Source organism: Stenotrophomonas sp. YJH_SMC_21 (genome assembly GCF_059369555.1).
The window spans coordinates 444,495-470,708 of sequence record NZ_JCAFSU010000001.1 but is presented as its reverse complement, the minus strand read 5'-3'; the positions used below and the strand labels follow the sequence as shown (position 1 = coordinate 470,708).

The window sequence follows — 26,214 nt, the reverse complement described above, 5'->3', positions numbered from 1 at the left end:
ATGAAACTTGCCCGCGATGGCCGTCGCAGAACTGATCGGACACCGTCTGCAACCGCCCTCGATCTGAGCAGTCGATCACGACGGCTGCCGCTGGCGATGCCCTAGCCTTGGCGACGCGAGGCCACCGGGGAGGTGGCCGCACGGGGAACACGGATGGCACGCGTGCTGGTAGTGGGAACCGACATCCAGGGTGAGCAGGCCCTGCTGCAGCGGCTGCGCGTGGCATCGGCCCTGCCGGACGGCCAGATCCGCCGCAGCCAGGACCTGGATGATTGCGACCTGCTGGTCATCCGCGATACGCCGGCGCTGCGCAACGCGGCCCTGCGCATGCGCCAGCAGCGTCCGCGACTGCAGTGCTGGATCGAAGACATCGGCGGCCAGCTGCGTGATGGCGACGGGCACCAGGACGTGCTTGACGATGGTGCCATCGGCCGCGCGCTGCGCTGCATGCAGTTGGCAGTGGAGCCCTTGGCCATGCACGCACCCGCACCGATCCGCCTGGCTGATGGTGCGCATGCCATCACCCGTCTGCTGCGCGAGCGGCTGCCGCTGCGACAGGGCCAGGCCCTGTTGAGTGATGCGGGCGAGCCTCTGCTGCTGATGGACCTTGAGCATGACCAGGCCGTGCTGCTGCAGGAACCGGCTACGGCCCTGGTGGAGCGTTTGGCCGATGCCTTCGAACGCCTGCAGCTGGATGCGCTGACACCCGCACGCCTGCATGGCCTGGCCGGCGAGCGGCCACGCCAGCCACTGCGGCCGCTGCTGTGGCAATGGGCGCAGCGCAGCCGCCATTGGCAGGCACTGGACGAACGCCTGCGCGGTGCTTCGGTAAAGCTGCTGCGCTGGCCCGATTTCCGTGTGCTGGGCCATGACCATGATGGCTTCCGCCTGTGCTCGCTGCTGCTCAAGCGCGCGTGCACGGTGGACGAGTGCGCGATGTTGCTTGATCTGCCGCCTGCGGCCGTGCGCGATTTCATCCATGCCGCTTACCTGTGCGGTTACGCGCAGCTGCAGGCAGCACCGGCGGTACCGCTGCCGGAACGCGCTGCCGGCGCTGACAACGGCCTGCTCGCCCGCCTGTGGCGTCACCTGCGTGGGAGCGAACGCAATGCGTGAGCACAAGGTGGTGGTGCTGGGTGGCATGGGCAGTGGCAAGTCGACCCTGGTGCGCAGCATCGCGGCCGGCGGGGTGGTCGACACCGACGTGGCCAACAGCGACCGCCTCGGTGCCGACAAGGCCTCCACCACCGTCGCCCTGGACTATGCAGATATCGACCTGCCCAATGGCGAGCGGCTGCGCCTGTATGGCACGCCGGGACAGCAGCGTTTCGATTTCCTCTGGCCGATCCTGCTGCAGGGCGCCCGCGGCGCCGTGCTGCTGCTGGATGCGCGGCGCGCGGGCGTGGTTGCCGAACTGGAGGATTATCTGCAGGTGTTGCGGCCGTTCGCATCGTCATTGGCGCTGGTGGTGGCCGTCACCCATCTCGACCAGGCACCGCACGCCGCGCTGGATGACTGGGCCGCCCTTGCCTGCCTTGATGACCAGCCGCTGCCGCTACTGGCCGTGGATACCCGCGACCGCGAACAGGGATTGCTGCTGATGGATGTATTGATGGGCGAGATGGAAGCGCACGCACTGGTGGCCGCGCATGGCTGACGGGCAGGTGGCGCTACTGCCCGACGCCGGCCAGCGTGAGCGCCTGCAGCCCTTGCTGCGAGACCTGCAGCAGCGGGTGGAAGGCATACGCACGGTGGTGCTGGCCAGTGTGGATGGCTTCGCCCTGGTCAGTGCCGGTGCCGAAGGGCGCGGTGAACGCCTGGCAGCGATGACCAGCGCGATGCTGGCGCTGGCTGCAGCAGTGGGGCGCGAACTGGTGCTTGGGGATCTGCAGACGCTGATGCTGGAAGCCGCGGGCGGCAAGGTGCTGATGCTGGCGATCCAGGCCGAGGGACGCGCACCGCTGCTGCTGATGGCGGCTTGCGACCAGCGCAGCGTGATCGGCCAGGTGCTGTGGCAGAGCAGGGAATGTGGCCAGGCGATCCTGGCCGAACTCGGCGGATCGTGAGCCCGGCCGCAGGGGAACGAGGGGCTCGAACCAACATCGACAAGGGGTGCGACGTGGCTGGACTGAATGAATCGTTGAACGCACTGATGGGCATCGACGGCGCGCAGGCAGTGGCGCTGGTCGACTATGAAAGCGGCATGCTGCTGGGCGAAGCCGGTGCCGGCATGGACATGGAAGTGGCCGCCGCCGGCAACACCGAAGTGATCCGTGCCAAGATGAAGACCGCCGCATCGCTGAACCTCAACGACAGCATCGAGGACATCCTGATCTCGCTGGGCAAGGCGTACCACATCATGCGCCCGGTGGCGAAGAAGAAGGGCCTGTTCTTCTACATCGTGCTGGACCGTACCAGGTCCAACCTGGCATTGGCGCGGCGCAAGGTGCAGGACGTGGAAGCCGAACTGGCGATCTGAGCCAGTAGTGCCGGCTGCTGGCCGGCATCTGCATCGATCCATCGACGGTCCAGGTGCTGCCGGCCAGCGGCCGGCACCACCTCCGCGCTCGACGGCATCGCACACGCCAGCGTATGGTGAAGCCGGTCCTTCCGGGTGAGCCATGCATGTCCAGGCCTGACATCGCTGCCGAGCTGGCACCGCGCATCGCGGTAGCCATCCGCGACGGTTTCGAGCAGTACCACGCCCGCTTTGCGGCGATCACCGCGCGGGCGCGGCAGCGCTTCGAGCAGCGCAACTGGGCCGGTGCGCGACAGGATGCGGTCGAGCGCATCGCCCTGTACGACCTGTGCATCGCCGAGCAGATGGATGCGCTGCGCCGCCTTGCCGGTGACGTGATCGGCGAGCGCGTGCTGTGGTTGCGGGTGCACGCCCGCTATAGCGCGCTGCTGCAGGGCCTGATCGACGCCGAGCTGTACAAGACCTTCTACAACACGTTGTCGCGGCGCCTGTTTGCCACCCGGGGCGTGGACCCGGCGCTGGAGTTCATCGCCTTCGATGTCGAACCCTCCGATGCCATCACCCACCCGGTGGCGCGGCATACCTACGCGGTTTCGCCGACGCGGCCGGTGGAGGCGCTGCAGCGGGTGCTGGCCGACTATCGCTTCGATATCCCCTATGCGCACCAGCTGCGCTGCGCCGCGGCCATCGCGGTGCGCCTGCAGGATGACCTGGCCCACTGGGGCGATACGCCGGTACGCAGCATCGAGCTGCTCGACACGGTGTTCTACCGCGAGCGCCGCGCTTACCTGGTTGGCCGCGTGTTCGGCGAGCACCGGTTCTCGCCGTGCGTGATTGCCCTGGTGAACGACGAGCGTGGCCTGCGCGCCGATGCAGTGCTGACCCGGCGCCGGGACGTGGCCCACCTGTTCGGCGTGTCACGCAGCTATTTCCAGGCCAACCTGGCCACGGTCGGTGATGCGGTGGTGTTCCTGCGCAGTCTGCTGCCGGGCAAGCCCATCGATGAGATCTACACCGTGCTGGGCCGCGCCAAGCAGGGCAAGACCGAGCGCTACCGCACCTTCTTCCGTCATTTCAACGAGCACCCGCAGGAGCGGCTGGTGCATGCAGAGGGCACGCCGGGCATGGTCATGGCGGTGTTCACCCTGCCCAGTTACCCGCTGGTGTTCAAGCTGATCCGCGACCGTTTCGCGTGGCCCAAGGCGATGTCGCGGCAGCAGGTGGAAGAGAAGTACGCACTGGTGTTCAACCTCGATCGTGTCGGCCGTCTGCTCGACGCACAGCCCTATCGCCACCTGCGCTTTCCGCGCGACCGCTTCGCGCCGGCCCTGCTGGGTGAACTGCTGCAGCAGTGCGCGCAGAGCGTACGCATCGATGGCGACGAGGTCGAAGTCGCACTGTGCTATGTGCAGCGTCGTTTTCGTCCCTTGAATCTGTACCTGCGCGAGCAGGGCGCGGAGGCGGTGCGGGCGGCGGTGCTCGACTATGCGCAGGCGATCACCGACATGGCACGCAACAACATCTTCCCCGGTGACATGCTGCCGAAGAATTTCGGTGTGTCGCGGCACGGCCGGGCCGTGTTCTACGACTACGACGAACTGTGCCTGGTCAGCGACTGCGTGTTCCGCGCCTGGCCGCAGCCGCGTACGCCGGAGGAAGCGATGTCCGACGAGCCATGGTTCCATGTGGGTCCGCGCGACGTGTTTCCCGAGCGCTTCGGCCCGTTCATGGGCCTGCCCGCTGCAGAGCTGGCAGCGGTGCGCGAGCACTACCGGCACCTGTTCGACCCGGGCTGGTGGCAGGGCCTGCAGGAACGCTTCGCCCGAGGTGACTATCCGGACACGCCGCCCTATGCTGGCGCGCACCGGTTGGCGTGAGCCAGCTGTCATGGGTGTTGGGACTGAGGTACTCTCGCCCTTCATCACCAAGGATCCGGCAATGATGCGTTCCCCATTGTTCCTCGCTCTCGCGTTGGCCGTTGGTGCCGGCGCTCCGCTGTTCGCCGGCGATGCCAACGCGCAGACCACGCGCGCTGTTCGTGCCACCACCGAATTGAGCATGACACTGACCGGAAAGATCGAGGTCACGGCAGAAGGCGCAGTCAGCGCTCTGGTGCTCGATCAGAAGGCAAACATCAGCCCGGGTGTTGCCGCGTTTGTTGAACGCACCATTCGCCCTTGGCGTTTCGAGCCGACGCGGGTCGATGGCAAGGCCGTCGCCGCACAGGCACCGTTTCGGGTGCGTCTGCGTGGCAAGTCCACGGGCAAGGGCGACTACGAAGTCAGCATGACCAGCGTGGATTTCAGCGAGTACGATCCAAAGGCCACCGATTCGGTGACCGCAGAGCGCCTGGCGCCGCCGCGCTATCCGGACGAGGCAATGAGGATCGGTGGTCAGGGCGATGTGATCCTGATCATCAAGGTCGCCCGTGATGGCACGGTGGCCGACGTCATCGCCGAGCAGGTCAACATGACCGTGGCGGGGCCGGAGCGGACCATGGCCAAGCTGCGCGATGTGCTGGCCAAGGCCAGCATCAATACCGCCCGCAAGTGGACCTTCATTCCTCCAAGCAGCGGGAAGGACGTCACACGGGAATTCTGGTCGGTACGCGTGCCGGTCAACTATGCGTTCTCGGATGATCGCAATGCCGCTGCCGAGCGCTATGGCCGCTGGCGCGCCTTCATTCCAGGACCGAAGCAGCGCGCACCGTGGGTGACCGGTGACGCGGCGGAAAACGGCAGCGACCTGCTGCCCGAGGGCGGCATCTACATGGTGGACGGCACCAAGCGCGGCCTGCGCCTGCTGACGCCGCTGGAGCAGGGCTGACGATCACTGCGGAGCCGGCCCGCCCGGCTCCGCGTCAATCGGCGTAGGGGTAGACCACCACCCGGTTGCGGCCCTGTTCCTTGGCCAGGTACAGCGCCTTGTCGGCCAGCCGCAGTGCCTGCTCGGCATCGACATGGAAACTGGGGAAGTGGGCCACGCCCAGCGAGACGGTGATGGTGCCGACCGGTTCAAACGGATGGTCGGCAATGTGCTGGCGCAGACGCTCGCCAGCCTGTCGCGCTGACTCGGCGCTGATGCCTGGCAACAGCAGCAGGAACTCCTCGCCACCGGCGCGGCAGAGGATGTCGCTGTCGCGCGAGTAGCGGCGCATCTGGTTGGCGATGTGGACGATGGCAGCGTCGCCGACGTCATGGCCGTGGTTGTCATTGATCGATTTGAAGCGATCGATGTCCAGCGCCAGGATCGCGAACGGGATGCCCTGTACCTGCAGGGCATCCAGCGCCTGCTGCAGGCCGCGGCGGTTGAGAAGACTGGTCAGCGGATCGGTGCGGCTGGCGCGGTTGAGCGTGCCGATGCGGTCCTGCAGCGCATTGAAGCTGTGCAGTACCGCCTGCTTGAGCTGGGCGACCTCGAAGTACCACGCGCGGATGCCGCTGACGTGGCTGATCGCATTGCCAGTGTCTTCGCCGCCCTGCACGTTGCGTGCGAGCTGCCACAGCGGCATCGAGATGCGACGGGCGAACCACCAGGTGATCAGCAGCGACAGCAGGCCCAGCGGGATTGCGTTCCAGATTACCGCAGTCATCAACCGCGACAGCGGCTGCAGCGTGGCCTCGGTCGGTCGCTGGGCGATGATGCCCCAGCCGGTGGCCGCCACCGGCGCATAGCCGGCCAGCATCGACACGCCCAGGTTGTTGCGCACCTGCTGCGCGCCACGCTCGCCGCGCACCACGGCCTTTACTGCGGGGTTGCCGACCACGTAGTCGCCCACCCGCTTGCCATCGGCGTGGTACAGCAGGCGGCCATGGCGATCGACCACGTACAGGTAGGAACCATCACGGTAGTAGTGCTTGCCCAGCAGCGTGTGCAGTGCGCTGCGCTGGCGCAGGTACAGGGTGCCGCTGACGTAACCACGGTAGTGGCCCTGCCGATCGAAGATCGGGTGCGACAGCGAGACCAGCAGCTTGCCGGTGGCCGACTGGTACGGGTCGCTGATCATCGGCTGGCGCGCGGCCAGCGCGGCATTGTTGCCGACGCTGTGCAGCACTTCGCCCTGCAGCTGCAGGGTCTGCGGCGAGGTGGCGATCACCAGGCCGTCGGCATCCACTACCAGCGAAGAGTTGAAGCTGTTGGTCTGCAGCTGCAGGCGGCTGGCTTCGTCCTGGGCCTGTGCCGGGTCGAGGTTGCCCTGGCCGAGCCGCGTGGCGGCGTAGGCCAGTTCCTGCTGGGCAGCCAGCAGGAAGTTCTGGGTCGTTTCGGCCAGTTTGGTGGCGTAGACGCGGTTGGCCTCCAGGGTGTTGCCGACCAGCTGGTCGCGCTGCACCCGGTAGCTGGCCAGCAGGGTGTTGGCCAGCGCGATGATGGCGCTGAGCAGGGCCAGGGCGAGGATCAGCTTGCCCAGGTTGAGGCGGGGAGACAGCGTTCGCATGCGTCGACGGATCCGGCAGGAGGCTGGACCCGACCGGTTCTCCGGAAGGGGCGACAGCGGGAATCGGTGGCCAGGCCCTCGGGGCCGGGCAGGGCATCGGGCGGATTATCGCCAAAACCGGGCGGCGGTGAAGTGAAGTGGGTCGCCCTGCAGGTAAAAAAAAACCTGCCGCAGCGAGCGGCAGGTTCTTTTCGATGCAATGCCGTGGCTCAGCGCTTCATCGAACCGAAGAACTCGTCGTTGGACTTGGTGTTCTTCATCTTGTCCAGCAGGAACTCCATCGCCGCCATTTCATCCATCGGATGCAGCAGCTTGCGCAGGATCCAGATCTTCTGCAGCAGTTCCGGTTCGATCAGCAGGTCTTCGCGGCGGGTACCCGAACGGTTGATGTCGATGGCCGGGAACACGCGCTTTTCAGCGATACGACGGCTCAGGTGCACTTCGCTGTTGCCGGTGCCCTTGAACTCTTCGTAGATCACCTCGTCCATCTTCGAGCCGGTGTCGACCAGCGCGGTGGCGATGATGGTCAGGCTGCCGCCTTCTTCCACGTTGCGCGCGGCACCGAAGAAGCGCTTCGGGCGGTGCAGGGCGTTGGCGTCCACGCCACCGGTCAGCACCTTGCCCGAGCTCGGCACCACGTTGTTGTAGGCGCGGGCCAGGCGGGTGATCGAGTCGAGCAGGATCACCACGTCCTTCTTGTGCTCGACCAGGCGCTTGGCGCGCTCGATGACCATTTCGGCCACCTGCACGTGGCGCGCGGCCGGTTCGTCGAAGGTCGAGCTGATGACCTCGCCGCGCACGGTGCGCTGCATTTCGGTCACTTCTTCCGGGCGCTCGTCGATCAGCAGCACGATCAGGTGCACGTCCGGGTGGTTGGTGGTGATGGCGGTGGCGACCTGCTGCATCATCATGGTCTTGCCGGCCTTCGGCTGCGACACGATGAGCGAGCGCTGGCCCTTGCCCTGCGGCGCCATCAGGTCGAGGATGCGGCCGGTGATGTCTTCCGACGAACCGTTGCCGCGCTCCAGGGTGAAGCGGCGGCGCGGGAACAGGGCGGTCAGGTTCTCGAACAGCACCTTGTTCTTCGACGCTTCGATCGGCTCGCCGTTGATGGTGTCGACGATGTTCAGCGCGAAGTAGCGCTCGCCGTCCTTCGGGAAGCGGATGCGGCCGGAGATGTGGTCGCCGGTGCGCAGGTTGAAGCGGCGGATCTGGCTGGGCGAGATATAGGTGTCGTCCGGGCCGGCCAGGTAGCTGGCTTCGGCCGCGCGCAGGAAGCCGAAGCCGTCCGGCAGGATTTCCAGCACGCCGTCGGCGGCGACGCCGTCACCGTGGCGGGTCAGCACCTTCAGCAGGGCGAAGATCACATCCTGCTTGCGGGCGCGTGCCACGCCTTCGGAGATCTGCAGCTGCTCGGCGATTTCCAGCAGCTTCTGTGCCGGCATGCGCTTGAGGTCGCTCAGCGAATAGACCGGGAAGCCTTCCGGCACGTTGGCGTGCGGACGCGGCACGAAGGGCTGCTGCTCGCCGCCGTCGTTGGGCATGCCGTCGTCGCGGAAGCGGTTGTTGTTGCGGTCACGGTCGCGGCGGTTGCGGAAGCGGTCACGGCGGTTGCCCTGGCCTTGCCCCTGGCCCTGCTGGCCGTTCTGGTTGTACGGGTTCTGGCCCTGGTTCTGGCCACCGCCCTGGTGGTTCTGCTGCCGCGGCTGGCCGGATTCGCGACCCTCACCACCTTCGCCACCGCCACTGCTGGCAGGGGCCTCGGCGGCGGGCGCGCTCGGTGCGGGGGCGGGCGCCGGTGCCTCGGGCGCGGCGGCCAGCGGCAGGGTCGGCTGCGCCGGAGCGGCGCTGGTTTCGGCGGCTGCCGGGGCGGCGGCCTTGCTCACGCGGGGCTTGCGCACGCGCTTTTCGGCGGGCGCATCGGCGCTGCCGGTTTCGGAAGTGTTATCGGACAAGAGCGTTATTCCTCGCTTGAAGGTGCGAGCGCCCGGCTGGGGCGGCGAACGTTGGGAATGGGTCTGGAAGAAACTGCGTCCAGAGGGTGCGGCACGCGAACGCGGCCGGATGTGCCGACACTATCATCGGCCTGCGGCGCCGTGCAAGGGCTGCCGGGAACAGCATTCATCATGGACGCAGGGCGTCCGCCGGCAGCCGCGGGTGGCGGCTGCCGGAAAACAGCAGGATCAGGCCAGGGCCTTGTCCAGCAGGCCGGCCAGCTGGGCCTTGCCCACCGCACCGATCTGCTCGCCGACCTTCTCGCCGTCCTTGAACACGACCAGGTACGGGATCGAACGCACGTGGTACTTGGCGGCCAGCGCACGATTGTGGTCGACGTTGACCTTGGCGATCTTGGCGCGGCCCTGGTAGGCATCGGCCAGTTCGTCCAGCGCCGGGGCGATCATCTTGCACGGGCCACACCATTCGGCCCAGAAATCGACCAGCACCGGTTCCTTGGAATTCAGCACTGCGCTATCAAAGTCGGCGTCGCCGACATGTACAACCTTGTCGCTCATCTTGGTTTCTCGTCTTGGATTGCACCCGGCCATGCCGGAGGTGGGTGAACTGGGCCATGCCCGGTGGCGCGACCCTCGTCGTTGCCTCGCGGCGCACTGCCGCGGTGCGTTCGGCGGGATGCCTGGACGCTCACGGCCGGCAGTGTACCCCTATCGCAGGGCGGGGACAGGCGCCGGCTGGAACCCAGCGTATCGTGATCGCTTCGAAGCCCGGTATGTGTCGGATTTCACTGTCTTCCCGAAGATGGGGGTGGCAGCGGGCGTCACCAGCGGGACCGGCGGGGTCGTTCAAGTGCCGTGTGGCTGGATGAAGGCGCGCCGTCTCTCCATCCGGTGAGACAGGGCATTCCGGTTTGCCGGCCCGAGTGCGTTAAACTGGGCCATTGTGCGGCGCGCGGACCGGGTGGTCCCAGCCTGCCAACCCGCCGCAGGGGCCGCAGTTGCGACGGTGCCCCTAGACGATGAAGTGCCAGCCGCCCCACGGGCCGGCGGCCATACCAAGACGGACTCATGAGCGACAAACCGCTGACCGATTTGACCTTTTCCTCCTTCGAGCTGCACCCGGCCCTGCAGGCCGGCCTTGAAGGAGCCGGATTCACCCGCTGCACCCCGATCCAGGCGCTGACCCTGCCGGTCGCGCTGCCCGGCGGTGATGTCGCCGGCCAGGCCCAGACCGGCACCGGCAAGACCCTGGCCTTCCTGGTCGCTGTCGTGAACCGCCTGCTGACGCGTCCGGCGCTGGCCGATCGCAAGCCGGAAGATCCGCGTGCGCTGATCCTCGCCCCGACCCGCGAGCTGGCCATCCAGATCCACAAGGATGCGGTGAAGTTCGGTTCCGACCTGGGCCTGCGCTTCGCCCTGGTCTACGGCGGCGTGGATTACGACAAGCAGCGCGAGCTGCTGCAGCAGGGCGTGGACGTGATCATCGCCACCCCGGGCCGCCTGATCGACTACGTCAAGCAGCACAAGGTGGTGTCGCTGCACGCCTGCGAGATCTGCGTGCTGGACGAAGCCGACCGCATGTTCGACCTGGGCTTCATCAAGGACATCCGCTTCCTGCTGCGCCGCATGCCGGAGCGCACCACCCGCCAGACCCTGCTGTTCAGTGCCACCCTCAGCCACCGCGTGCTGGAGCTGGCCTACGAGCACATGAACGAGCCGCAGAAGCTGGTGGTCGAAGCCGAGACCATCACCGCCGCGCGCGTGCGCCAGCGCATCTACTTCCCGGCCGACGACGAGAAGATCCCGCTGCTGCTGGGCCTGCTGTCGCGCAGCGAAGGCGCGCGCACCATGGTCTTCGTCAACACCAAGGTGTTCGTCGAGCGCGTGGCGCGTTCGCTGGAAAAGGCCGGCTACCGTGTCGGCGTGCTGTCCGGCGACGTGCCGCAGAAGAAGCGCGAGAGCCTGCTCAACCGCTTCCAGAAGGGCCAGCTGGAAATCCTGGTGGCCACCGACGTGGCTGCGCGCGGCCTGCACATCGACGGCATCAAGTACGTCTACAACTACGACCTGCCGTTCGACGCCGAAGACTACGTGCATCGCATCGGCCGCACCGCGCGCCTGGGTGAAGAGGGCGACGCGATCAGCTTCGCCTGCGAGCGCTACGCCATGGGCCTGCCGGACATCGAGGCCTATATCGAGCAGAAGATTCCGTCCGAGCCGGTCACCAAGGAACTGCTGACCCCGCTGCCGCGCCCGGAACGCCCGGCTCCGGCTGCAGGCGAGGAAGGCGAGGACAACGAAAGCGTCGGCCAGATCTTCCGCGAAGCGCGCGAAGCCCGCGCCGCCGAGGAAGAGCGTCGGGGCGGTGGCCGCAGTGGCGGCCGTTCCGGCGGTGGTGGTGGTGGCCGTGGTGGCCGTGACGGTGAGCGCAGCGGCGAACGCCGTTCGCGTGGCCCGCGCAAGCCACGCGCGGTAGGCGAGCAGGGCGCTGCCGCGCCGGCCGCCGGTGCCGAAGGCGCCGCTGCCCAGGCCCCGCGTCCGCCGCGTCCCCCGCGTGCCGAAGGCGCACCGGAAGGTGCGGTGGACGGCGAGCACAAGCCGCGCAAGCGCCGCCGCCGTCGCCACGGTCGTCCGGTCGAGGGTGCCGAGGGCGTGCAGAACGCCGCCGGCAATGGCGCCAGCCCGGTCACGCCGGTGCAGGTGGTGGCCAAGCCGGTGCGCACGGCTGCTGATACCGGCGATTCGTTCCTGACCCGCATCGGCCGCAAGATCCGCCGGATGCTGTCGGGCAGCTGATCGGCGCTGCCGATCAGCGGGTAGCACCCGACCGTTGGTCGGGTGGCTTCAAGGGCGTGCCGGCCAACGGTCGGCACCCACCCTGGCCAGCAGCTGTGTGGGTTGCCGGCCAGCGGCCGGCACTACCGATCGTGTGACCGTCTCCACGACGTCGCGCCGGTCCTGCATAATCGGGGCATGAGTGTCCTGCGCTTCGACAATGTCAGCAAACAGTACGCCGGTGGCCACGAGGCACTGACCGATGTCAGCTTCGAGGTCGCGCCGGGCGAGATGCTGTTCGTCACCGGCCATTCCGGTGCGGGCAAAAGCACCCTGCTCAAGTTGATCCATCTGGACGAGCGGCCCAGCCGTGGCGCGGTGGTGTTCGACGAGCGCAACCTGCTGAAGGTGCGTGGCGGCGATGTGCCCCGCCACCGTCGCGCGGTGGGTGCGGTCTACCAGGACCACCGCCTGCTGATGGACCGCTCGATCGCCGAGAACGTGGCGCTGCCGCTGATCCTGCGCGGCACCCGCCGTGGCGACATCAGCAAGCGCGTGCGCTCGGTGCTGGAACGGATGGGCCTGGGCCACCGCGAGAAGGCGCTGCCCTCGCAGCTGTCGGCCGGTGAGCAGCAGCGCGTCGGCATCGCCCGTGCCATCGTCGGCGAACCCAAGCTGCTGGTGGCCGATGAGCCGACCGGCAACCTCGACCCGACCCTGGCGGCGGAGATCATGGCCCTGTTCGCCGAGCTGCCCGCGCGCGGCACCAGCGTGCTGGTGGTCAGCCACGACCTGCCGTTGCTGCGCCGCATGCGCAAGCGCGTGCTGATCCTCGACCACGGCCGGCTGGTGGATGACATCTCGCCGCAGGATCTGGCGGAGTAACGCATGGCGAAGAACGAAAACAGCGAAGCCGCCGCCCCCTCGCGCGTGGGCGTCTGGTTCCAGCACCACGCGCACAGCGTGGTGTTCAGCCTCGGCCGTGCCTGCCGCAAGCCGTGGGCGACCCTGCTGACGGTGATGGTCATGGCGCTGGCACTGGCCCTGCCGTTGGGCCTGTCGATCGCGCTGGACAACCTCAAGCAGTTCGCTGGCAGCGTGCAGCAGTCGCGCGACATCAATGTGTTCCTCAAGGGCAACGTCGATGGCCCCGGCGCGCTGCGCCTGGCCGGCCAGCTGCGCGACCGCGACGACGTGGCCGAAGTGAACGTGCGCACGCCCGAGCAGGGCCTGCAGGAACTGCGCGACGCCGGCCTCGGCGAGGCGATCGACGCACTCAATGACAACCCGCTGCCCTCGCTGCTGGTGATCACCCCCGGCCAAGGCAAGGACGACGCGCGCCTGGCACGCGCGCTGGAAAGCCTGCCCGAGGCCGACCTGGTGCAGCACGATGCACTGTGGCGCCAGCGCCTGGATGCCTGGCTGGCGTTCGGCGCGCGGCTGGTGCAGGTGCTGTCGGTCCTGCTCGGCGTCGGTGCCGCGCTGGTGGTCGGCAACACCGTGCGCCTGGACATCCAGGCCCGCCGCGAAGAGATCGGCGTGCTGCAGCTGCTCGGCGCCAGTGATGGCTTCATCCGCCGCCCGTTCCTGTACCTGGGTGCGTGGTATGGCCTGGGCGCCGGCGCGGTTGCGCTGGCGCTGATCGGCGCCGCCGGTGCCGCGCTGCGCGTGCCGCTGGCCGAACTCTCGCGCAGCTACGGCAGCCCGTTCGTGCTGCACGGCCTGGACCTGCTGCACGGTGGCCTGGTCCTGCTCGGCACGCTGCTGCTGGGCTGGCTGGGTGCGTGGCTGGTCACCGGCCACTTCCTGCGCCAGACCCGCCCGACCGACACCTGAGACCGGCATGCAACCGCAAGCGCTGAAGCACCTTGAAGGGCCCGCGACGCGGGTGATGGTGGTCGATGGCTCGAAGCTGGTCCGCAAGCTGATCGCCGACGTCCTGCAGCGCGACCTGCCAGGCGTGGAGGTGATCGGCTGCGACAGCATCGAGGATGCGCAGCAGGCGCTGGCGCAGGGCCCGGTGGACCTGGTGACCACCTCGCTGACCCTGCGTGATGGCGACGGCCTGGCGCTGGCGCGGATGGTCCGCGAAGCGGCCGGCCAGGCCTACGTGCCGGTGATCGTGGTGTCCGGCGATGCCCAGCAGCATCTGGAGCAGCGTCGCTTCACCGAGTACGTCACCGACTATTTCGACAAGGCGCTGGGCCACGAGGCGCTGGCGACCTTCATCCGCGGCTATGTGCAGCCGCAGACCATTCCCGGCGCGACCATCCTCTATATCGAGGACAGCCGCGTGGTGGCCGAGGCCACCAAGCGCATGCTCGAACGCCAGCAGTTGAACGTGCTGCACGTGGTCAGCGCCGAAGAGGCGTTCACCCTGCTCACCGCCGAGTCGCTGGGCCGCAGCCGCCATCGCATCGACCTGGTGCTGACCGACGTCACCCTGAAGGGCGAACTGAGCGGCCGCGACGTGGTGCAGCGCGTGCGCGTGGACTTCGGCTACGGCAAGCGCCGCCTGCCGGTGCTGGTGATGACCGGCGACGGCAACCCGCACAACCAGACCGGGCTGCTGCAGTCCGGCGCCAACGACCTGGTACTCAAGCCGATCGAAGAACGGCTGCTGGTCACCAAGGTGCTGTTCCAGCTGCGCCTGGCCCGGTTGAACGATGGACCCCTGATTCGATGAAGTGGTGCAATGATTGATGAAGTAGCGGACACCCCGACGATCCAGCTGGAACCGAGCTGGAAGCAGCATGTCGGCGATTACCTCCTGCAGCCGCAGATGCGCGAGCTGTCCGGCTTCCTGCGCCAGCGCAAGGCCAGCGGTGCGGCGGTATTCCCGCCCGGCCCGCAGATCTTCGCCGCATTCGACGCCACGCCATTCGAGCAGGTGAAGGTGGTGATCCTCGGCCAGGACCCGTACCACGGCCGTGGCCAGGCGCATGGCCTGAGTTTCTCGGTGCCGCCGGGCGTGCCGGTGCCGCCGTCGCTGCTGAACATCTACAAGGAGATCGAGAGCGATCTCGGTATCCCGCGCCCGGACCACGGCTGCCTGATCCCATGGGCGCAGCGCGGCGTGCTGCTGCTCAATGCCGTGCTGACGGTGGAGGAGGGCAAGGCCGGCGCACACCAGGGCCGCGGCTGGGAAGGCTTCACCGATCACGTGGTGGACGTGCTCAACCGCGAACGCGAAGGCTTGGTGTTCATGCTCTGGGGTGCCTACGCGCAGCAGAAGGGCAAGGTCATTGATACCCGTCGCCATCGCGTTCTGAAGGCCCCGCATCCGTCGCCGCTGTCGGCCCATCGTGGCTTCCTCGGCTGCCGCCATTTCTCGATGGCCAACGAGTACCTGCAGCGTCGCGGCCAGGCCCCGATCGACTGGTCGCTGCCGCCGCGCTCGGTGCTCTGAGCGCCGGCTGGCGGCCGGGCCTGAACGCCGGACAACGTTCCCTGGCCTGAATGGGCCTCCAGAACGGCCCGTTCAGCTCCGCTTGACCGGAATCGGCCGGCTTCCGGCAGGTAATTGCTTGAATTCCAAGGGATTGTGAATCCCGAAAAGCGCGCTCGCCACTGTCATCAAATCGCGTTACGGTAGGGCTCTGTTTGGGACCAGTGTTGCATCAATAGGATGCTGGAACTTTTTCCTCCTTTAGCAGTCCAAATCCCGGACTGCTAAGATGGGTGCCTATGAGCCAGAACACCTCTACTGCCCTTGTGGCAAACAATCTCCCGATTCCCAGTGCGCTCGGTTCGCTGGACGCCTACATCGGTGCCGTGCACCAGATCCCGGTGCTGTCGGTCGATGACGAACAGGACCTGGCCCGTCGCTTCCGCGACGGCAACGATCTGGACGCCGCCCGCGAGCTGGTGCACTCGCACCTGCGCTTCGTGGTGCATGTGGCCCGCGGTTACAACGGCTACGGCCTTGCCCTGGGCGATCTGATCCAGGAAGGCAACATCGGCCTGATGAAGGCGGTCAAGCGCTTCGACCCGGACATGGGCGTGCGCCTGGTCTCCTTCGCCGTGCACTGGATCCGTGCAGAGATGCACGAGTTCATCCTGAAGAACTGGCGCATCGTGAAGGTGGCCACCACCAAGGCGCAGCGCAAGCTGTTCTTCAACCTGCGCAAGTCGAAGACGCGCCTGGGCTGGATGAACGCGGCGGAAGTGAGCGCGGTGGCCAAGGACCTGAACGTGTCCGAGCGCGAAGTCATGGAAATGGAGTCGCGCCTGTCCGGCCGCGATATCGGTTTCGATGCGCCGACCGACGAGGACAACGAACACGCACCGCCGTCGCCGGCTGCGTTCCTGGTTGCCGATGACGAAGATCCGTCGATGGCCTACGAGCGCGAGGACAGCGAAGACAACCAGATGCAGCTGCTGCGCGAAGGCCTGGCGGAACTGGATGCCCGCTCGCGCGACATCATCCGCCGTCGCTGGCTGGACGCCGACAGCAAGGTGACGCTGCAGGAGCTGGCCGACGAGTACGGCGTGTCGGCCGAGCGCATCCGCCAGGTTGAGGCGAACGCGCTGAAGAAGATGAAGGCGCTGTTCACCGCGTAAGGCGCGGGTGGCGTTGAAGTACTGAAAAGGCCCGGTAATGCCGGGCCTTTTTCATTTGTGGGGCTTAGCCACGCATGGCGTGGCTCTACTCTGACGCCAGGGCGGTGATTGCGCCGACCGGGTCATGTGCTGGGTGCTGATGTTCACGCCGTACCACGCAGTGGCACGGTATGATCATGCCACGCATCTTCCGCACACGAAGTTTCAATCGCAGCATGCGCAGGACCACCCTGTCCGACGCTGCGCTGTACCGGTCGGTACGTGAAATGGAAGCGGGTCTGGTGGATGCTGATCTTGGCGGCGGAATCTTCAAGAAGCGCGTTGCGTTGCCGGGGCGAGGAAAGCGTGGGAGCGTTCGAATCATCGTCGCCACGCAGCGAGGCGGGCATTGGTTCTTCCTTTTCGGCTACGAGAAGAATGAACGTACTGCGATCACGAATGCGGAACGGGATGCGCTGCAGTTGTACGCATCGGAGTTCCTGAAAATGAGTACGGCGCAGCTGAATCGTGCCTTGGAATACGGGGATCTACAGGAGATCGGCCATGACGAAGCCCCCTGAGCGACGGCGCGCGAAAAGTGCGCTTCTTGAAGCGGTGCATGATGCGGCTGTGAATCTGCACGCGCATGGCTTCATTGATAAGCGTCGGTTGAGCAGCTACGAAGCGCTTTGCCTTGAGCCGGTCCCTGAATACAGCAGTGCCCAGATCCGTGCCCTGCGTACGTCATTGCAGCTCAGTCAGCCGGTATTTGCGGGAGTTCTCAATACCAGCGTTTCCACCGTACGCAGCTGGGAGCAGGGCGAAAAGAAGCCCAGCGGACCGTCACTGAAGTTGCTTAACCTGATTGAACGGAAGGGCCTCGAAGCAGTTCTGTAAAGCAAAGGCCCGGCGATGCCGGGCCTTTGCTTTACCGTGGTATTCAATCCACGCATGGCGTGGATCTACCGCGAGCCTCGCATGATCGACGCCATGCATGGATGCGGCAAGATCAGGTAGATCCACGCCATGCGTGGATGCCCCGATCCCGCGTGGGCCTCACCCCTCGCGTGCGATCGCGCGCCAGCCAATGTCGTTGCGGTGGAATTCGTTGGCCCAGGTCACCTTGGCCACGCCGGCATAGGCGTTCGCCTGCGCGTCGCGCACGCTGTCACCCAGTGCAGCCACGCACAGCACGCGGCCGCCGGCACTGAGCACCTGGCCCTGTGCATCCAATGCCGTACCGGCGTGGAATACCTTGGCAGTGGCCGGCACTTCATCCAGGCCGGAAATCACGTCGCCGGTGATCGGCGCTTCCGGGTACGGCTTCGCCGCCAGCACCACGCCCAGCGACGGCCGCGGATCCCACTGTGCGTCGATCTGGTCCAGGCGGCCGTCGATGGCCGCTTCCACCAGTTCGACCAGATCCGACTGCAGGCGCAGCATCACCGGCTGGGTTTCTGGATCGCCGAAGCGCACGTTGAACTCGATCACCTTCGGCGCGCCGCTGGCGTCGATCATCAGGCCGGCATAGAGGAAGCCGGTGAACGGGATCCCGTCGGCGATCATGCCTTGCACGGTCGGGTTCACCACGTCGCGCATCACGCGGGCATGCACTTCCGGCGTGACCACCGGGGCCGGCGAATACGCGCCCATGCCGCCGGTGTTCGGACCGGTGTCGCCGTCGCCGACGCGCTTGTGGTCCTGCGAAGTGGCCATCGGCAGCGCGTGCACGCCGTCCACCATCGAAATGAAGCTGGCTTCCTCGCCATCGAGGAACTCTTCGATCACCACGCGCGCACCGGCATCGCCGAAGGCGTTGCCCGACAGCATGTCACGCACCGCGTCTTCGGCTTCGGCCAGGGTCATCGCCACGATCACGCCCTTGCCGGCGGCCAGGCCATCGGCCTTGACCACGATCGGGGCGCCCTTCTCGCGCACATAGGCCAGCGCGGCATCCACCTCGGTGTGCACGGCGTAGAACGCGGTGGGGATGTTGTGGCGGGCCAGGAAGTCCTTGGCGTAGGCCTTGCTGCCTTCCAGCTGCGCGGCGGCGGCGGTCGGCCCGAAGATGCGCAGGCCGGCGGCGCGGAAGCGGTCTACCACGCCGGCCACCAGCGGTACTTCAGGGCCGACCACGGTCAGTGCCATGCCTTCGGCCTGGGCCAGCGCCAGCAGACCGTCGATGTCGGTGACTTTCACCGCCACGTTGCGGCACTTGTCTTCGCTGGCGGTGCCGGCGTTGCCGGGTGCCACGATCACTTCGGTGACACGGGAGGACTGGGCCAGCTTCCATGCCAGGGCGTGTTCGCGGCCGCCAGAGCCGATGACGAGGATCTTCATGGGACAGGGTTCTCGGGTACGGAAGAGAAAAGCCGGGCAGGGCCCGGCTTCGTGATGCGGATCAGTGGCGGAAGTGGCGCACGCCGGTGAACACCATCGCCAGGCCATGTTCGTCGGCGGCGGCGATCACTTCGGCATCGCGCATCGAACCGCCCGGCTGGATGACCGCCTTGATGCCGGCGGCAGCAGCGGCGTCGATGCCATCGCGGAACGGGAAGAACGCATCGGAAGCCATCACCGAACCCTCGACCACCAGGTTCGCATCGGCGGCCTTGATGCCGGCGATGCGGGCCGAGTACACGCGGCTCATCTGGCCGGCGCCCACGCCAATCGTGCGGTTGTCCTTGGCGTACACAATCGCGTTGGACTTCACGAACTTGGCCACCTTCCAGGCGAACAGCAGGTCGGTGAACTGCTTGTCGGTCGGCGCCAGCTTGCTGACCACCTTCAGTTCGTCGCGGGTCATGCCGCGGTTGTCCGAGGACTGCAGCAACAGGCCCGAGCCCACGCGCTTGCTGTCGAAGTTGTTCAGGCCATCACCATGCGGGATGCGCAGCACGCGCACGTTGGCCTTCTTCTGCGCGTATTCCAGCGCGGCCGGCTCGTAGTCCGGGGCAATCAGCACTTCCACGAACTGGCGGTCCAGGATCACCTTGGCAGTGGCGGCGTCCAGCGGCTTGTTGAAGGCGATGATGCCGCCGAAGGCGCTGGTCGGGTCGGTGGCGTAGGCCAGCTCGTAGGCATCGCCGTTGCCGGCACCGACGGCCACGCCACACGGGTTGGCGTGCTTGACGATGACGCAGGCCGGTGCATCGAACTGGCGCACGCATTCCCACGCCGCGTCGGCATCGGCCAGGTTGTTGTAGCTCAGTTCCTTGCCCTGCAGCTGCTGGAAGGTGGCCAGCGTGCCCGGCACCGGGTACAGGTCGCGGTAGAACGCGCCGCTCTGGTGCGGGTTCTCGCCGTAGCGCAGGTCCATCACCTTCACGAAGGTGGAGTTCATCTGCGCCGGGTACTCGGCACGTGCCGGTACGGCGGCGTCGGTGGCGGTGACCGCCGACAGGTAGTTGCTGATCGCCGCGTCGTATTGGGCGACGCGGTTGAACGCGGCCACCGAGAACGCGAAGCGGGTGGCGGCCGTCAGCTGGCCGTTGTTGGCCGCCAGCGAGGCCAGCAGTTCGGCGTACTGCGACGGGTCGGTGGCCACTGCCACGCGGGCGAAGTTCTTGGCCGCCGAACGCAGCATGGCCGGGCCGCCGATGTCGATGTTCTCGACCGCGTCGGCCAGCGTGCAGTCGGCCTTGGCGGTGACCGATTCGAACGGGTACAGGTTCAGCACCAGCAGGTCGATGGCACCGATGCCGTGCTCAGCCATCACCGCATCATCCAGGCCCGAACGGCCCAGCAGGCCGCCGTGCACCATCGGGTGCAGGGTCTTGACCCGGCCGTCCATCATTTCGGGGAAGCCGGTGACGTCGGCCACGTCCTTCACGGCCAGGCCCGCATCGCGGATCGCCTTGGCGGTGCCGCCGGTGGACAGCAGCTCCACGCCGCGTGCCGCCAGCGCAGTGGCCAGCTCGACCAGACCGGTCTTGTCGGAAACGGAGAGGAGGGCCCGGCGGACGGGCAACAGATCAGCAGTCATGGGACAGAATCGGCAGCGGAGCGGGGCCGATATTGTAGGCGGTGGGGGCCGGTGGCGGGCGCTGGAAGGGGTAATTTGCCGTGGCGATCGACGCAAGGCCGGGTCGGGCACACCGATCCGGCCCGATCCGGGGGCTGGCCTGCGGACCAGAGCAGGGTTGTCGGAATCTGCCAACGATGGGGTAGGCTGTGCCCGCACTGCCAAGGATCAGCGGGTACGGATCATGTCGATCTATGCATTGAAAGGACGTTTCCAGGACCTGTTGCGTCCAGCCGTACGCGGTCTGTACCGCATGGGGATCACTGCCAATACGGTGACCGTGGCCGCTGCCGTGGTCTCGCTGCTGGTGGCCGCCGCCGTCTGGTGCTGCGCGCCGGCCCAGCCCCTGCTGTACCTGCTGCTGCCACTGTGGATGCTGCTGCGCATGGCGCTCAACGCCGTGGACGGCATGCTGGCCCGCGAGTTCGGCCAGCAGTCGCGGCTGGGCGCCTATCTGAATGAGCTGTGCGATGTGATCGCCGACGCGGCGCTGTACCTGAGCCTGCTCAGCGTGCCGGGCGTGCGCCCCGAGATGCTGTGGCTGCTGGCCTGGACCGCGGCCCTGAGCGAGTACGCCGGGGTGCTGGGGCTGATGGTCGGTGCCAGCCGCCGCTACGACGGCCCGATGGGCAAGAGCGACCGCGCGTTCGTGATCGGTGCGCTGGGCCTGCTGCTGGCGTTCGAGTGGGTTGGCGCGATGACGGTCACTGGCGTGGCCGCGGTCATGGCGGTGCTGTGCGTGCTGACGATGGTCAACCGCGTCCGTCGGGGACTGCGGGAAGCAGCGGTTTCGCCGAATTAATCAAGCAGATACAAGAAGACAATCAGGAGATTGCATGCGTCAGGCGCAGGAACGGGAATTCCACAGCTTCGACCAGGTACCGCTGTTCTACCGGTACTGGGCGGGCACCACCGCAACGCCGGCCACCAAGGCCATCGTGCTGCTGCACCGCGGCCATGAGCACTCCGGCCGGGTCACCCACCTGGTCGATGAGCTGGGCCTGCCCGACACCGCCTTCTTCGCCTGGGACGCGCGCGGCAATGGCCGTTCGCCGGGCGCACGGGGCGATGCACCGGGCTTCCCGGCGCTGGTGCGTGATCTGGACAGTTTCATCGCCCACATCGGCGCCGAGCACGGCATTGCGGTGGAAGACATCGTGGTGATCGCGCAGAGCGTAGGGGCGGTGGTCGCCGCCACCTGGGTGCACGACTACGCACCACGCCTGCGCGCGCTGGTGATGGCTTCGCCGGCGTTCAAGGTGAAGCTGTACGTGCCGTTCGCACGCCCGGGCCTGGCGCTGATGCAGAAGCTGCGCGGCAATTTCTTCGTCAACAGCTACGTCAAGCCGCAGTGGCTGACCCATGACCCGGCGCGGGTGGAAAGCTATCGCACCGACCCGCTGATCACCCGGCCGATTTCGGTGCGCGTGCTGCTGGGCCTGTACGAGGCGGCCGACCGCATCGTGGCCGATGCGCAGGCGATCAGCGTACCGGTGCAGCTGCTGGTGTCCGGCTCGGATTTCGTCGTGCACCGTGGCCCGCAGGACCGCTTTTACGAGCGCCTGTCCAGCCCGATCAAGGAGCGTGTGCATCTGCCGGGCTTCTTCCACGACACGCTGGGCGAGCGCGATCGTGCACCAACACTGGCGCGCATCCGCAGCTTCATCCAGGCGCGTTTTGCCGAGCCGCTGCGCGAGCTGTCACGGCGCGACGCGCACCGTCACGGGCCAACCTTCGAAGAATCCGAGATCCTGGCCTGGCCACCGGAGCGCAACAGCCTGGCCGACCTGCGCTGGCGCGTGGTGCGTGGCGGCCTGCGCTTCGGCGGCACGCTGTCCGAAGGCATCGCGCTGGGCCTGCGGACCGGTTTCGATTCCGGTAGCACGCTGGACTACATCTACCGGAATGAGGCGCGCGGCAAGGGCCCATTGGGGCGGATGGTCGACCGCAACTACCTGGATGCAATCGGCTGGCGTGGCATCCGCGTGCGCGGCCAGCACCTGCAGGAACTGCTGCGCGACGCTGCCCAGCGCCTGCGCGGGCAGGGCACGCCGGTGCGTGTGCTGGACGTGGCCGCCGGCCATGGCCGGTATGTGCTGGAAGCGCTGGGCCAGGGCGAACAGCGCGCCGACCGTATCGTGCTGCGTGATTTCAGCGATCTGAACGTGACCCAGGGCCAAGCGTTGATCGAGCGCCTCGGTGCGGCCGACATCGCCCGCTTCGAGCAGGGCGATGCGTTCGATCCGGCGCAACTGGCCAAGGTCGATCCAGTACCGACACTGGCGGTGGTCTCGGGCCTGTACGAACTGTTCCCCGACAACGACGCCGTGCTGCGCTCGCTGCAGGGCATTGCCGCAACGGTGCCGGTGGGCGGCTACCTGGCCTACACCGGCCAACCCTGGCACCCGCAGCTGGAATTCATCGCCCGCGCCTTGACCAGCCATCGCGGTGGCGCGGCGTGGGTGATGCGTCGCCGTACCCAGCAGGAGATGGATGAGCTGGTGCGCCTGGCCGGTTTCGAGAAGGTGGCGCAGCGCATCGACGACTTCGGCATCTTCACCGTGTCGCTGGCGCGCCGGACCGCGTGATGGCGACGCTCGCCGCAACCCCGCTGGCCGCGGAAGGGCGCCCCTGGCGGCGCGCCCTGCTGTGGCTGGCCCTGCTGGGTCCGTTCTTCTTCGCAAGCTACGGCTTCGCCAACTGGATGGCCGGCCGCCACGCCACCCTGCCGGTGATGGCGTTCGCGTGGGAGACACGCATCCCGTTCGTGCCGTGGACGATCGTGCCGTACTGGTCGATCGATCTGTTCTACGCAATCTCGTTCTTCCTGTGCCGGCATCGCTTGGAACTGGACCGGCATGCGCTGCGACTGTTCAGTGCGCAGGTCATCGCGGTCACCTGTTTTCTGCTGTGGCCGCTGCGCTTCAGCTTCGAACGGCCGGAGATCGGCGGCGTGTTCGGTTGGTTGTTCGATGTGCTGCTGGGCTTCGACAAGCCGTTCAACCAGGCGCCGTCGCTGCACATCGTGCTGTTGATCGTGCTGTGGGTGAAGTTCGCGCAGTACCTGCATGGCGCGTGGCGCGGGCTACTGCATGTGTGGGCACTGCTGATCGGCGTCTCGGTGCTGACCACGTTCCAGCACCATTTCATCGATATCCCGACCGGCCTGCTGGCCGGTTGGCTGTGCGTCTGGCTGTGGCCGGAGCAGGGCACGCCACCGTTGCGGGCCTGGCACACCGCGCGTGATGCGAGGCGTTGGCGATTGGCAGCGTTGTACCTGCTGGGGGCCGCTGTATTGCTGGTGCCGGTGGTGCTTCTGCGTGGCGCCGCATTGTGGCTGCTGTGGCCGGTGGCGTCGTTGCTGCTGGTGGCGCTGGCCTATGCCGGGCTGGGTACAGCGGTGTTCCAGAAGCGCGCCGATGGCCGCCTGACGATGGCCGCGCGATGGCTGCTGGCACCGTACCTGGGCGCTGCCTGGATCAACTCGCGGCTGTGGACGCGGCGTGCGCCGCAGCCGGTGCCGGTGCTGGACGGCGTGTGGCTGGGCCGCATTCCCAACGGCGCGTTGCCGTCGCCACTGGGGGGCGTGGTGGATGCCTGCGCCGAGCTGTCCTGTCGCGCGCAGGGCGCCGCGTATGCCAGCGTGCCGATGCTGGACCTGGTGGTCCCTGCACCGGAACAGCTGCGCGAAGCGGCCGAGGCCATCGAGCGCCTGCATGCGCACGGACCGTTGCTGGTGTGCTGTGCGCTGGGCTATTCGCGCAGCGCCGCCAGCGTGGCCACCTGGCTGCTGTGCAGTGGTCGTGCGTCCGATGCGGACGCGGCGGTGGCGATCGTGCGTGCTGCGCGCCCTGGCATCGTGCTGGGTACGGCCCATCTGCGTGCCATCACCGACGCGGCAGGAGTGCGCGCATGAGCACGGTTCCCGATCTGGCGACCATGCAGCTGCTGCTGCGGCAGGGGCGTTGGCCGGCATGCCTGTCGCTGGGGCTGCTGCTGGTGGCATTGCTGCTGCTCGGCACCGAGCCGGGCCTGGCGATGATCGCTGCAGGGTTGCTGCTGGCCAGCATGTCTGCAGGGGTGGCCCAGACGTACCACGCGTGGCGGGTTGCGCTGGACGCCAGCCTGCTGCAGCTGCTGCGCGATGAGCGCCTGGACGGCGATGCCGCCGCGCGCCGCACTGATCAGCTGCTGCACGACAGTGGCCTGCGCCGCGCGTCGCCCGATGCGCCCCTGCGGGGCTGGGACGCGCGCTGGGCCGGCATGCGTCGCCTGCTGCTGCGCCAGTACCTGCTGACAGCGGTGCAGTTCGCACTGCTGGTGCTGGCCGTGTTGTGGCCGCAGACGTGAACGGGAGGGACCAATGTTCGCCGAACTGATTGCCCGCGCCTGCAGTGGTGCGATCCATGTAGTGACCGGTGCCCGCGCGTTGTGGATCGGTTGCGCGCCGTCCAGCGAGCGCCGTGTGTACTACGGCAACCACGCCAGCCATGGCGACTTCGTGCTGATCTGGTCGTCGATGCCGCCTGCGTTGCGGCGCCAGGTGCGGCCAGTTGCCGCGGCCGAATACTGGCAGCGCGACGGCTTGCGTCGCTACCTGATCGATGCGGTGTTCAACGGCGTGCTGGTCGAGCGCGAGGCCGGCCATCGCCAGCAGGATCCGCTGCAGGCCCTGCGTGACGCGGTGGACGAAGACTGCTCGCTGATCCTGTTTCCGGAAGGTACCCGCAACGTGGGCGATGAGCCGCTGCTGCCGTTCAAGAGCGGCATCTATCACCTGGCACGGCAACGGCCGGAGCTGGAATTCGTGCCGGTGTGGATCGACAACCTGAAGCGGGTGATGCCCAAGGGCCGGTTCCTGCCGCTGCCGCTGCTGTGCACGGCCACCTTCGGTACGCCGCTGCGGCTGCAGGCCGACGAGGACAAGGCGGCCTTCCTGGCCCGCAGCCGGCAGGCGCTGCTGGGCCTGGCGCCGAACGGGGGGCGCGCATGAGTTTCCTGATCGATGTGTCCGGCGATCTGGCAGCGCAGAGCGTGGGCCAGCAGACCGGCCTGCTGTTCGCTGGCGTCGGTGCGGTGCTGGTACTGGCCACGCTGGTGGCCGAAACGCTGCGATGGCGCCAGCGCGGCCGGCCCAGCGCGGTCATCGCCAACCTGGTGTCGCGCATCCGCGCCTGGTGGGTAATGGCGATCGTGGTCGGGCTGGCGCTGTTCTTCGGCCGCGCCGGGGTGATCGTGCTGTTCGCGATCATCTCGCTGTTCGCACTGCGCGAGTTCATCACCCTGGCGCCGACCCGCTCAGGCGATTACTACGCGCTGCTGGCCGCGTTCTACATCGTGCTGCCGTGGCAGTACTACCTGGTGTGGATCGACTGGTACGGCATGTACACGCTGCTGATTCCGGTCTACGCGTTCCTGTTCCTGCCGATCCTGTCGACCATCGGCGGCGATACCACGCACTACCTGGAGCGCACGGCGAAGGTGCAGTGGGGGCTGATGATCTGCGTGTTCTGCATCTCGCACGTGCCGCTGCTGCTGAACCTGCACGTGCCGGGCCATGACCCCTCGCGCAACGTGCTGCTGTTTGCTTTCCTGGTGATCGTGGTGCAGTCCTCGGACGTGCTGCAGTACATCTGGGGCAAGTTGTTGGGCAAGCACCTGATCGCGCCGAAGCTGTCGCCGTCGAAGACGGTGGAGGGCTTCGTCGGCGGCGTGCTGAGTGCCAGCGCACTGGGCGCGGCGCTGTGGTGGATCACCCCGTTCACGCCGCTGCAGGCGTTCGGCCTGTCGCTGCTGATCAACCTGATGGGGTTCTGGGGCGGCCTGGTGATGTCGGCGATCAAGCGTGACCGGGGCATCAAGGACTGGGGCCACATGATCGAGGGCCATGGCGGCATGCTCGACCGGCTGGATTCGGTGTGCTTCGCCGCGCCGGTGTTCTTCCACGTGGTGCGGTATTACTGGAAGGCGGGCGGCGGCGGTTGATTCTGCCGGGCTTCCATCC

The 26,214-nt window shown here is 67.3% G+C and carries 25 protein-coding genes; 20 read left to right on the top strand and 5 right to left on the bottom strand.

Features of this window, described 5'->3' with window-relative positions; translation table 11 throughout:
• The first annotated feature begins 153 nt into the window (after positions 1–153).
• The 6 genes from AC5P67_RS02140 (at position 154) to AC5P67_RS02115 (ending at position 5,305) form a co-directional block, all read left to right on the top strand.
• A complete protein-coding gene (locus tag AC5P67_RS02140; protein WP_495214277.1) occupies positions 154–1,116 on the top strand; it encodes a hypothetical protein in 963 nt (320 codons plus the stop codon).
• Complete coding sequence (locus AC5P67_RS02135; protein ID WP_495214276.1) at positions 1,109–1,657, top strand: GTP-binding protein; 549 nt, start codon at positions 1,109–1,111, stop codon at positions 1,655–1,657. The genes AC5P67_RS02140 and AC5P67_RS02135 overlap by 8 nt, the downstream gene beginning before the upstream one ends.
• Positions 1,650–2,066 carry a roadblock/LC7 domain-containing protein gene (locus AC5P67_RS02130; RefSeq protein ID WP_005414671.1) on the top strand — a complete coding sequence of 139 codons (417 nt, stop codon included), beginning with the start codon at positions 1,650–1,652 and terminating at the stop codon, positions 2,064–2,066. The genes AC5P67_RS02135 and AC5P67_RS02130 overlap by 8 nt, the downstream gene beginning before the upstream one ends.
• Positions 2,067–2,119: 53 nt before the next feature.
• On the top strand, positions 2,120–2,479 hold the full coding sequence (locus tag AC5P67_RS02125; RefSeq protein WP_005411280.1) for a hypothetical protein: 360 nt from the start codon (positions 2,120–2,122) through the stop codon (positions 2,477–2,479).
• Positions 2,480–2,625: 146 nt separating this feature from the next.
• Positions 2,626–4,356, top strand: coding sequence for a bifunctional isocitrate dehydrogenase kinase/phosphatase (gene aceK, locus AC5P67_RS02120; protein WP_308310011.1), 1,731 nt, complete (start codon positions 2,626–2,628; stop codon positions 4,354–4,356).
• A 61-nt stretch (positions 4,357–4,417) separates the two neighbouring features.
• Positions 4,418–5,305 carry an energy transducer TonB gene (locus AC5P67_RS02115; RefSeq protein WP_308310012.1) on the top strand — a complete coding sequence of 296 codons (888 nt, stop codon included), beginning with the start codon at positions 4,418–4,420 and terminating at the stop codon, positions 5,303–5,305.
• 34 nt (positions 5,306–5,339) lie between these two features.
• Here the strand turns inward: AC5P67_RS02115 and AC5P67_RS02110 are convergent, their stop codons facing one another.
• The 3 genes from AC5P67_RS02110 to trxA form a co-directional block, all read right to left on the bottom strand.
• Positions 5,340–6,914 (bottom strand): sensor domain-containing diguanylate cyclase, encoded by a 1,575-nt coding sequence (locus AC5P67_RS02110; protein WP_005411277.1) that lies wholly within the window; start codon positions 6,912–6,914, stop codon positions 5,340–5,342.
• A 209-nt stretch (positions 6,915–7,123) separates the two neighbouring features.
• Positions 7,124–8,869, bottom strand: coding sequence for a transcription termination factor Rho (rho, locus tag AC5P67_RS02105; RefSeq protein ID WP_005414668.1), 1,746 nt, complete (start codon positions 8,867–8,869; stop codon positions 7,124–7,126).
• A 228-nt stretch (positions 8,870–9,097) separates the two neighbouring features.
• Positions 9,098–9,427 carry a thioredoxin gene (trxA, locus tag AC5P67_RS02100; protein WP_005411275.1) on the bottom strand — a complete coding sequence of 110 codons (330 nt, stop codon included), beginning with the start codon at positions 9,425–9,427 and terminating at the stop codon, positions 9,098–9,100.
• A gap of 510 nt (positions 9,428–9,937) precedes the next feature.
• On the opposite strand from trxA, the gene rhlB reads away from it, so the two are divergent.
• The 8 genes from rhlB to AC5P67_RS02060 all read left to right on the top strand — a co-directional run bounded on the left by rhlB (position 9,938) and on the right by AC5P67_RS02060 (position 17,083).
• Complete coding sequence (gene rhlB, locus AC5P67_RS02095; protein ID WP_065183232.1) at positions 9,938–11,665, top strand: ATP-dependent RNA helicase RhlB; 1,728 nt, start codon at positions 9,938–9,940, stop codon at positions 11,663–11,665.
• Between the two features lie 177 nt (positions 11,666–11,842).
• Positions 11,843–12,529, top strand: a complete 687-nt coding sequence (gene ftsE, locus AC5P67_RS02090; RefSeq protein ID WP_005411273.1) for a cell division ATP-binding protein FtsE — start codon at positions 11,843–11,845, stop codon at positions 12,527–12,529.
• Between the two features lie 3 nt (positions 12,530–12,532).
• Positions 12,533–13,480, top strand: coding sequence for a permease-like cell division protein FtsX (ftsX, locus tag AC5P67_RS02085; protein ID WP_005414664.1), 948 nt, complete (start codon positions 12,533–12,535; stop codon positions 13,478–13,480).
• A gap of 7 nt (positions 13,481–13,487) precedes the next feature.
• Entirely contained in the window at positions 13,488–14,330 is an 843-nt protein-coding gene (locus AC5P67_RS02080) for a response regulator (protein ID WP_005411271.1), read from the top strand.
• A 9-nt stretch (positions 14,331–14,339) separates the two neighbouring features.
• Positions 14,340–15,053 (top strand): uracil-DNA glycosylase, encoded by a 714-nt coding sequence (ung, locus tag AC5P67_RS02075; protein WP_005414662.1) that lies wholly within the window; start codon positions 14,340–14,342, stop codon positions 15,051–15,053.
• Positions 15,054–15,331: 278 nt separating this feature from the next.
• A complete protein-coding gene (gene rpoH, locus AC5P67_RS02070; protein ID WP_005411269.1) occupies positions 15,332–16,207 on the top strand; it encodes an RNA polymerase sigma factor RpoH in 876 nt (291 codons plus the stop codon).
• A 176-nt stretch (positions 16,208–16,383) separates the two neighbouring features.
• Entirely contained in the window at positions 16,384–16,767 is a 384-nt protein-coding gene (locus tag AC5P67_RS02065; RefSeq protein WP_060381068.1) for a type II toxin-antitoxin system RelE/ParE family toxin, read from the top strand.
• On the top strand, positions 16,751–17,083 hold the full coding sequence (locus AC5P67_RS02060; RefSeq protein WP_099473492.1) for a helix-turn-helix domain-containing protein: 333 nt from the start codon (positions 16,751–16,753) through the stop codon (positions 17,081–17,083). The genes AC5P67_RS02065 and AC5P67_RS02060 overlap by 17 nt, the downstream gene beginning before the upstream one ends.
• Before the next feature lie 159 nt (positions 17,084–17,242).
• On the opposite strand, the gene purD is transcribed toward AC5P67_RS02060, so the two are convergent.
• Together purD and purH are read right to left on the bottom strand one after the other, a co-directional pair.
• On the bottom strand, positions 17,243–18,526 hold the full coding sequence (gene purD, locus AC5P67_RS02055) for a phosphoribosylamine--glycine ligase (RefSeq protein ID WP_495214275.1): 1,284 nt from the start codon (positions 18,524–18,526) through the stop codon (positions 17,243–17,245).
• A 61-nt stretch (positions 18,527–18,587) separates the two neighbouring features.
• Positions 18,588–20,171, bottom strand: a complete 1,584-nt coding sequence (gene purH / locus AC5P67_RS02050) for a bifunctional phosphoribosylaminoimidazolecarboxamide formyltransferase/IMP cyclohydrolase (RefSeq protein ID WP_049459116.1) — start codon at positions 20,169–20,171, stop codon at positions 18,588–18,590.
• A gap of 223 nt (positions 20,172–20,394) precedes the next feature.
• Here purH and AC5P67_RS02045 point away from each other — a divergent pair, with 223 nt between their 5' ends.
• From AC5P67_RS02045 to AC5P67_RS02020, 6 genes are read left to right on the top strand one after another with little or no spacing between them, the layout of a single operon-like run.
• Positions 20,395–21,012 carry a CDP-alcohol phosphatidyltransferase family protein gene (locus AC5P67_RS02045; protein ID WP_005411264.1) on the top strand — a complete coding sequence of 206 codons (618 nt, stop codon included), beginning with the start codon at positions 20,395–20,397 and terminating at the stop codon, positions 21,010–21,012.
• A 34-nt stretch (positions 21,013–21,046) separates the two neighbouring features.
• Entirely contained in the window at positions 21,047–22,798 is a 1,752-nt protein-coding gene (locus AC5P67_RS02040; RefSeq protein ID WP_049459115.1) for a bifunctional alpha/beta hydrolase/class I SAM-dependent methyltransferase, read from the top strand.
• Positions 22,798–24,126 carry a phosphatase PAP2/dual specificity phosphatase family protein gene (locus AC5P67_RS02035; protein ID WP_111174143.1) on the top strand — a complete coding sequence of 443 codons (1,329 nt, stop codon included), beginning with the start codon at positions 22,798–22,800 and terminating at the stop codon, positions 24,124–24,126. Before AC5P67_RS02040 ends, AC5P67_RS02035 begins: the two co-directional genes overlap by 1 nt.
• The gene (locus AC5P67_RS02030; protein WP_033834060.1) at positions 24,123–24,560 is read left to right on the top strand and encodes a hypothetical protein; all 438 of its coding nucleotides are present in this window, start codon (positions 24,123–24,125) and stop codon (positions 24,558–24,560) included. The genes AC5P67_RS02035 and AC5P67_RS02030 overlap by 4 nt, the downstream gene beginning before the upstream one ends.
• Before the next feature lie 13 nt (positions 24,561–24,573).
• Positions 24,574–25,203, top strand: a complete 630-nt coding sequence (locus AC5P67_RS02025; RefSeq protein ID WP_049459113.1) for a lysophospholipid acyltransferase family protein — start codon at positions 24,574–24,576, stop codon at positions 25,201–25,203.
• Complete coding sequence (locus AC5P67_RS02020) at positions 25,200–26,195, top strand: phosphatidate cytidylyltransferase (protein ID WP_005414654.1); 996 nt, start codon at positions 25,200–25,202, stop codon at positions 26,193–26,195. The genes AC5P67_RS02025 and AC5P67_RS02020 overlap by 4 nt, the downstream gene beginning before the upstream one ends.
• Positions 26,196–26,214: the final 19 nt, after the last annotated feature.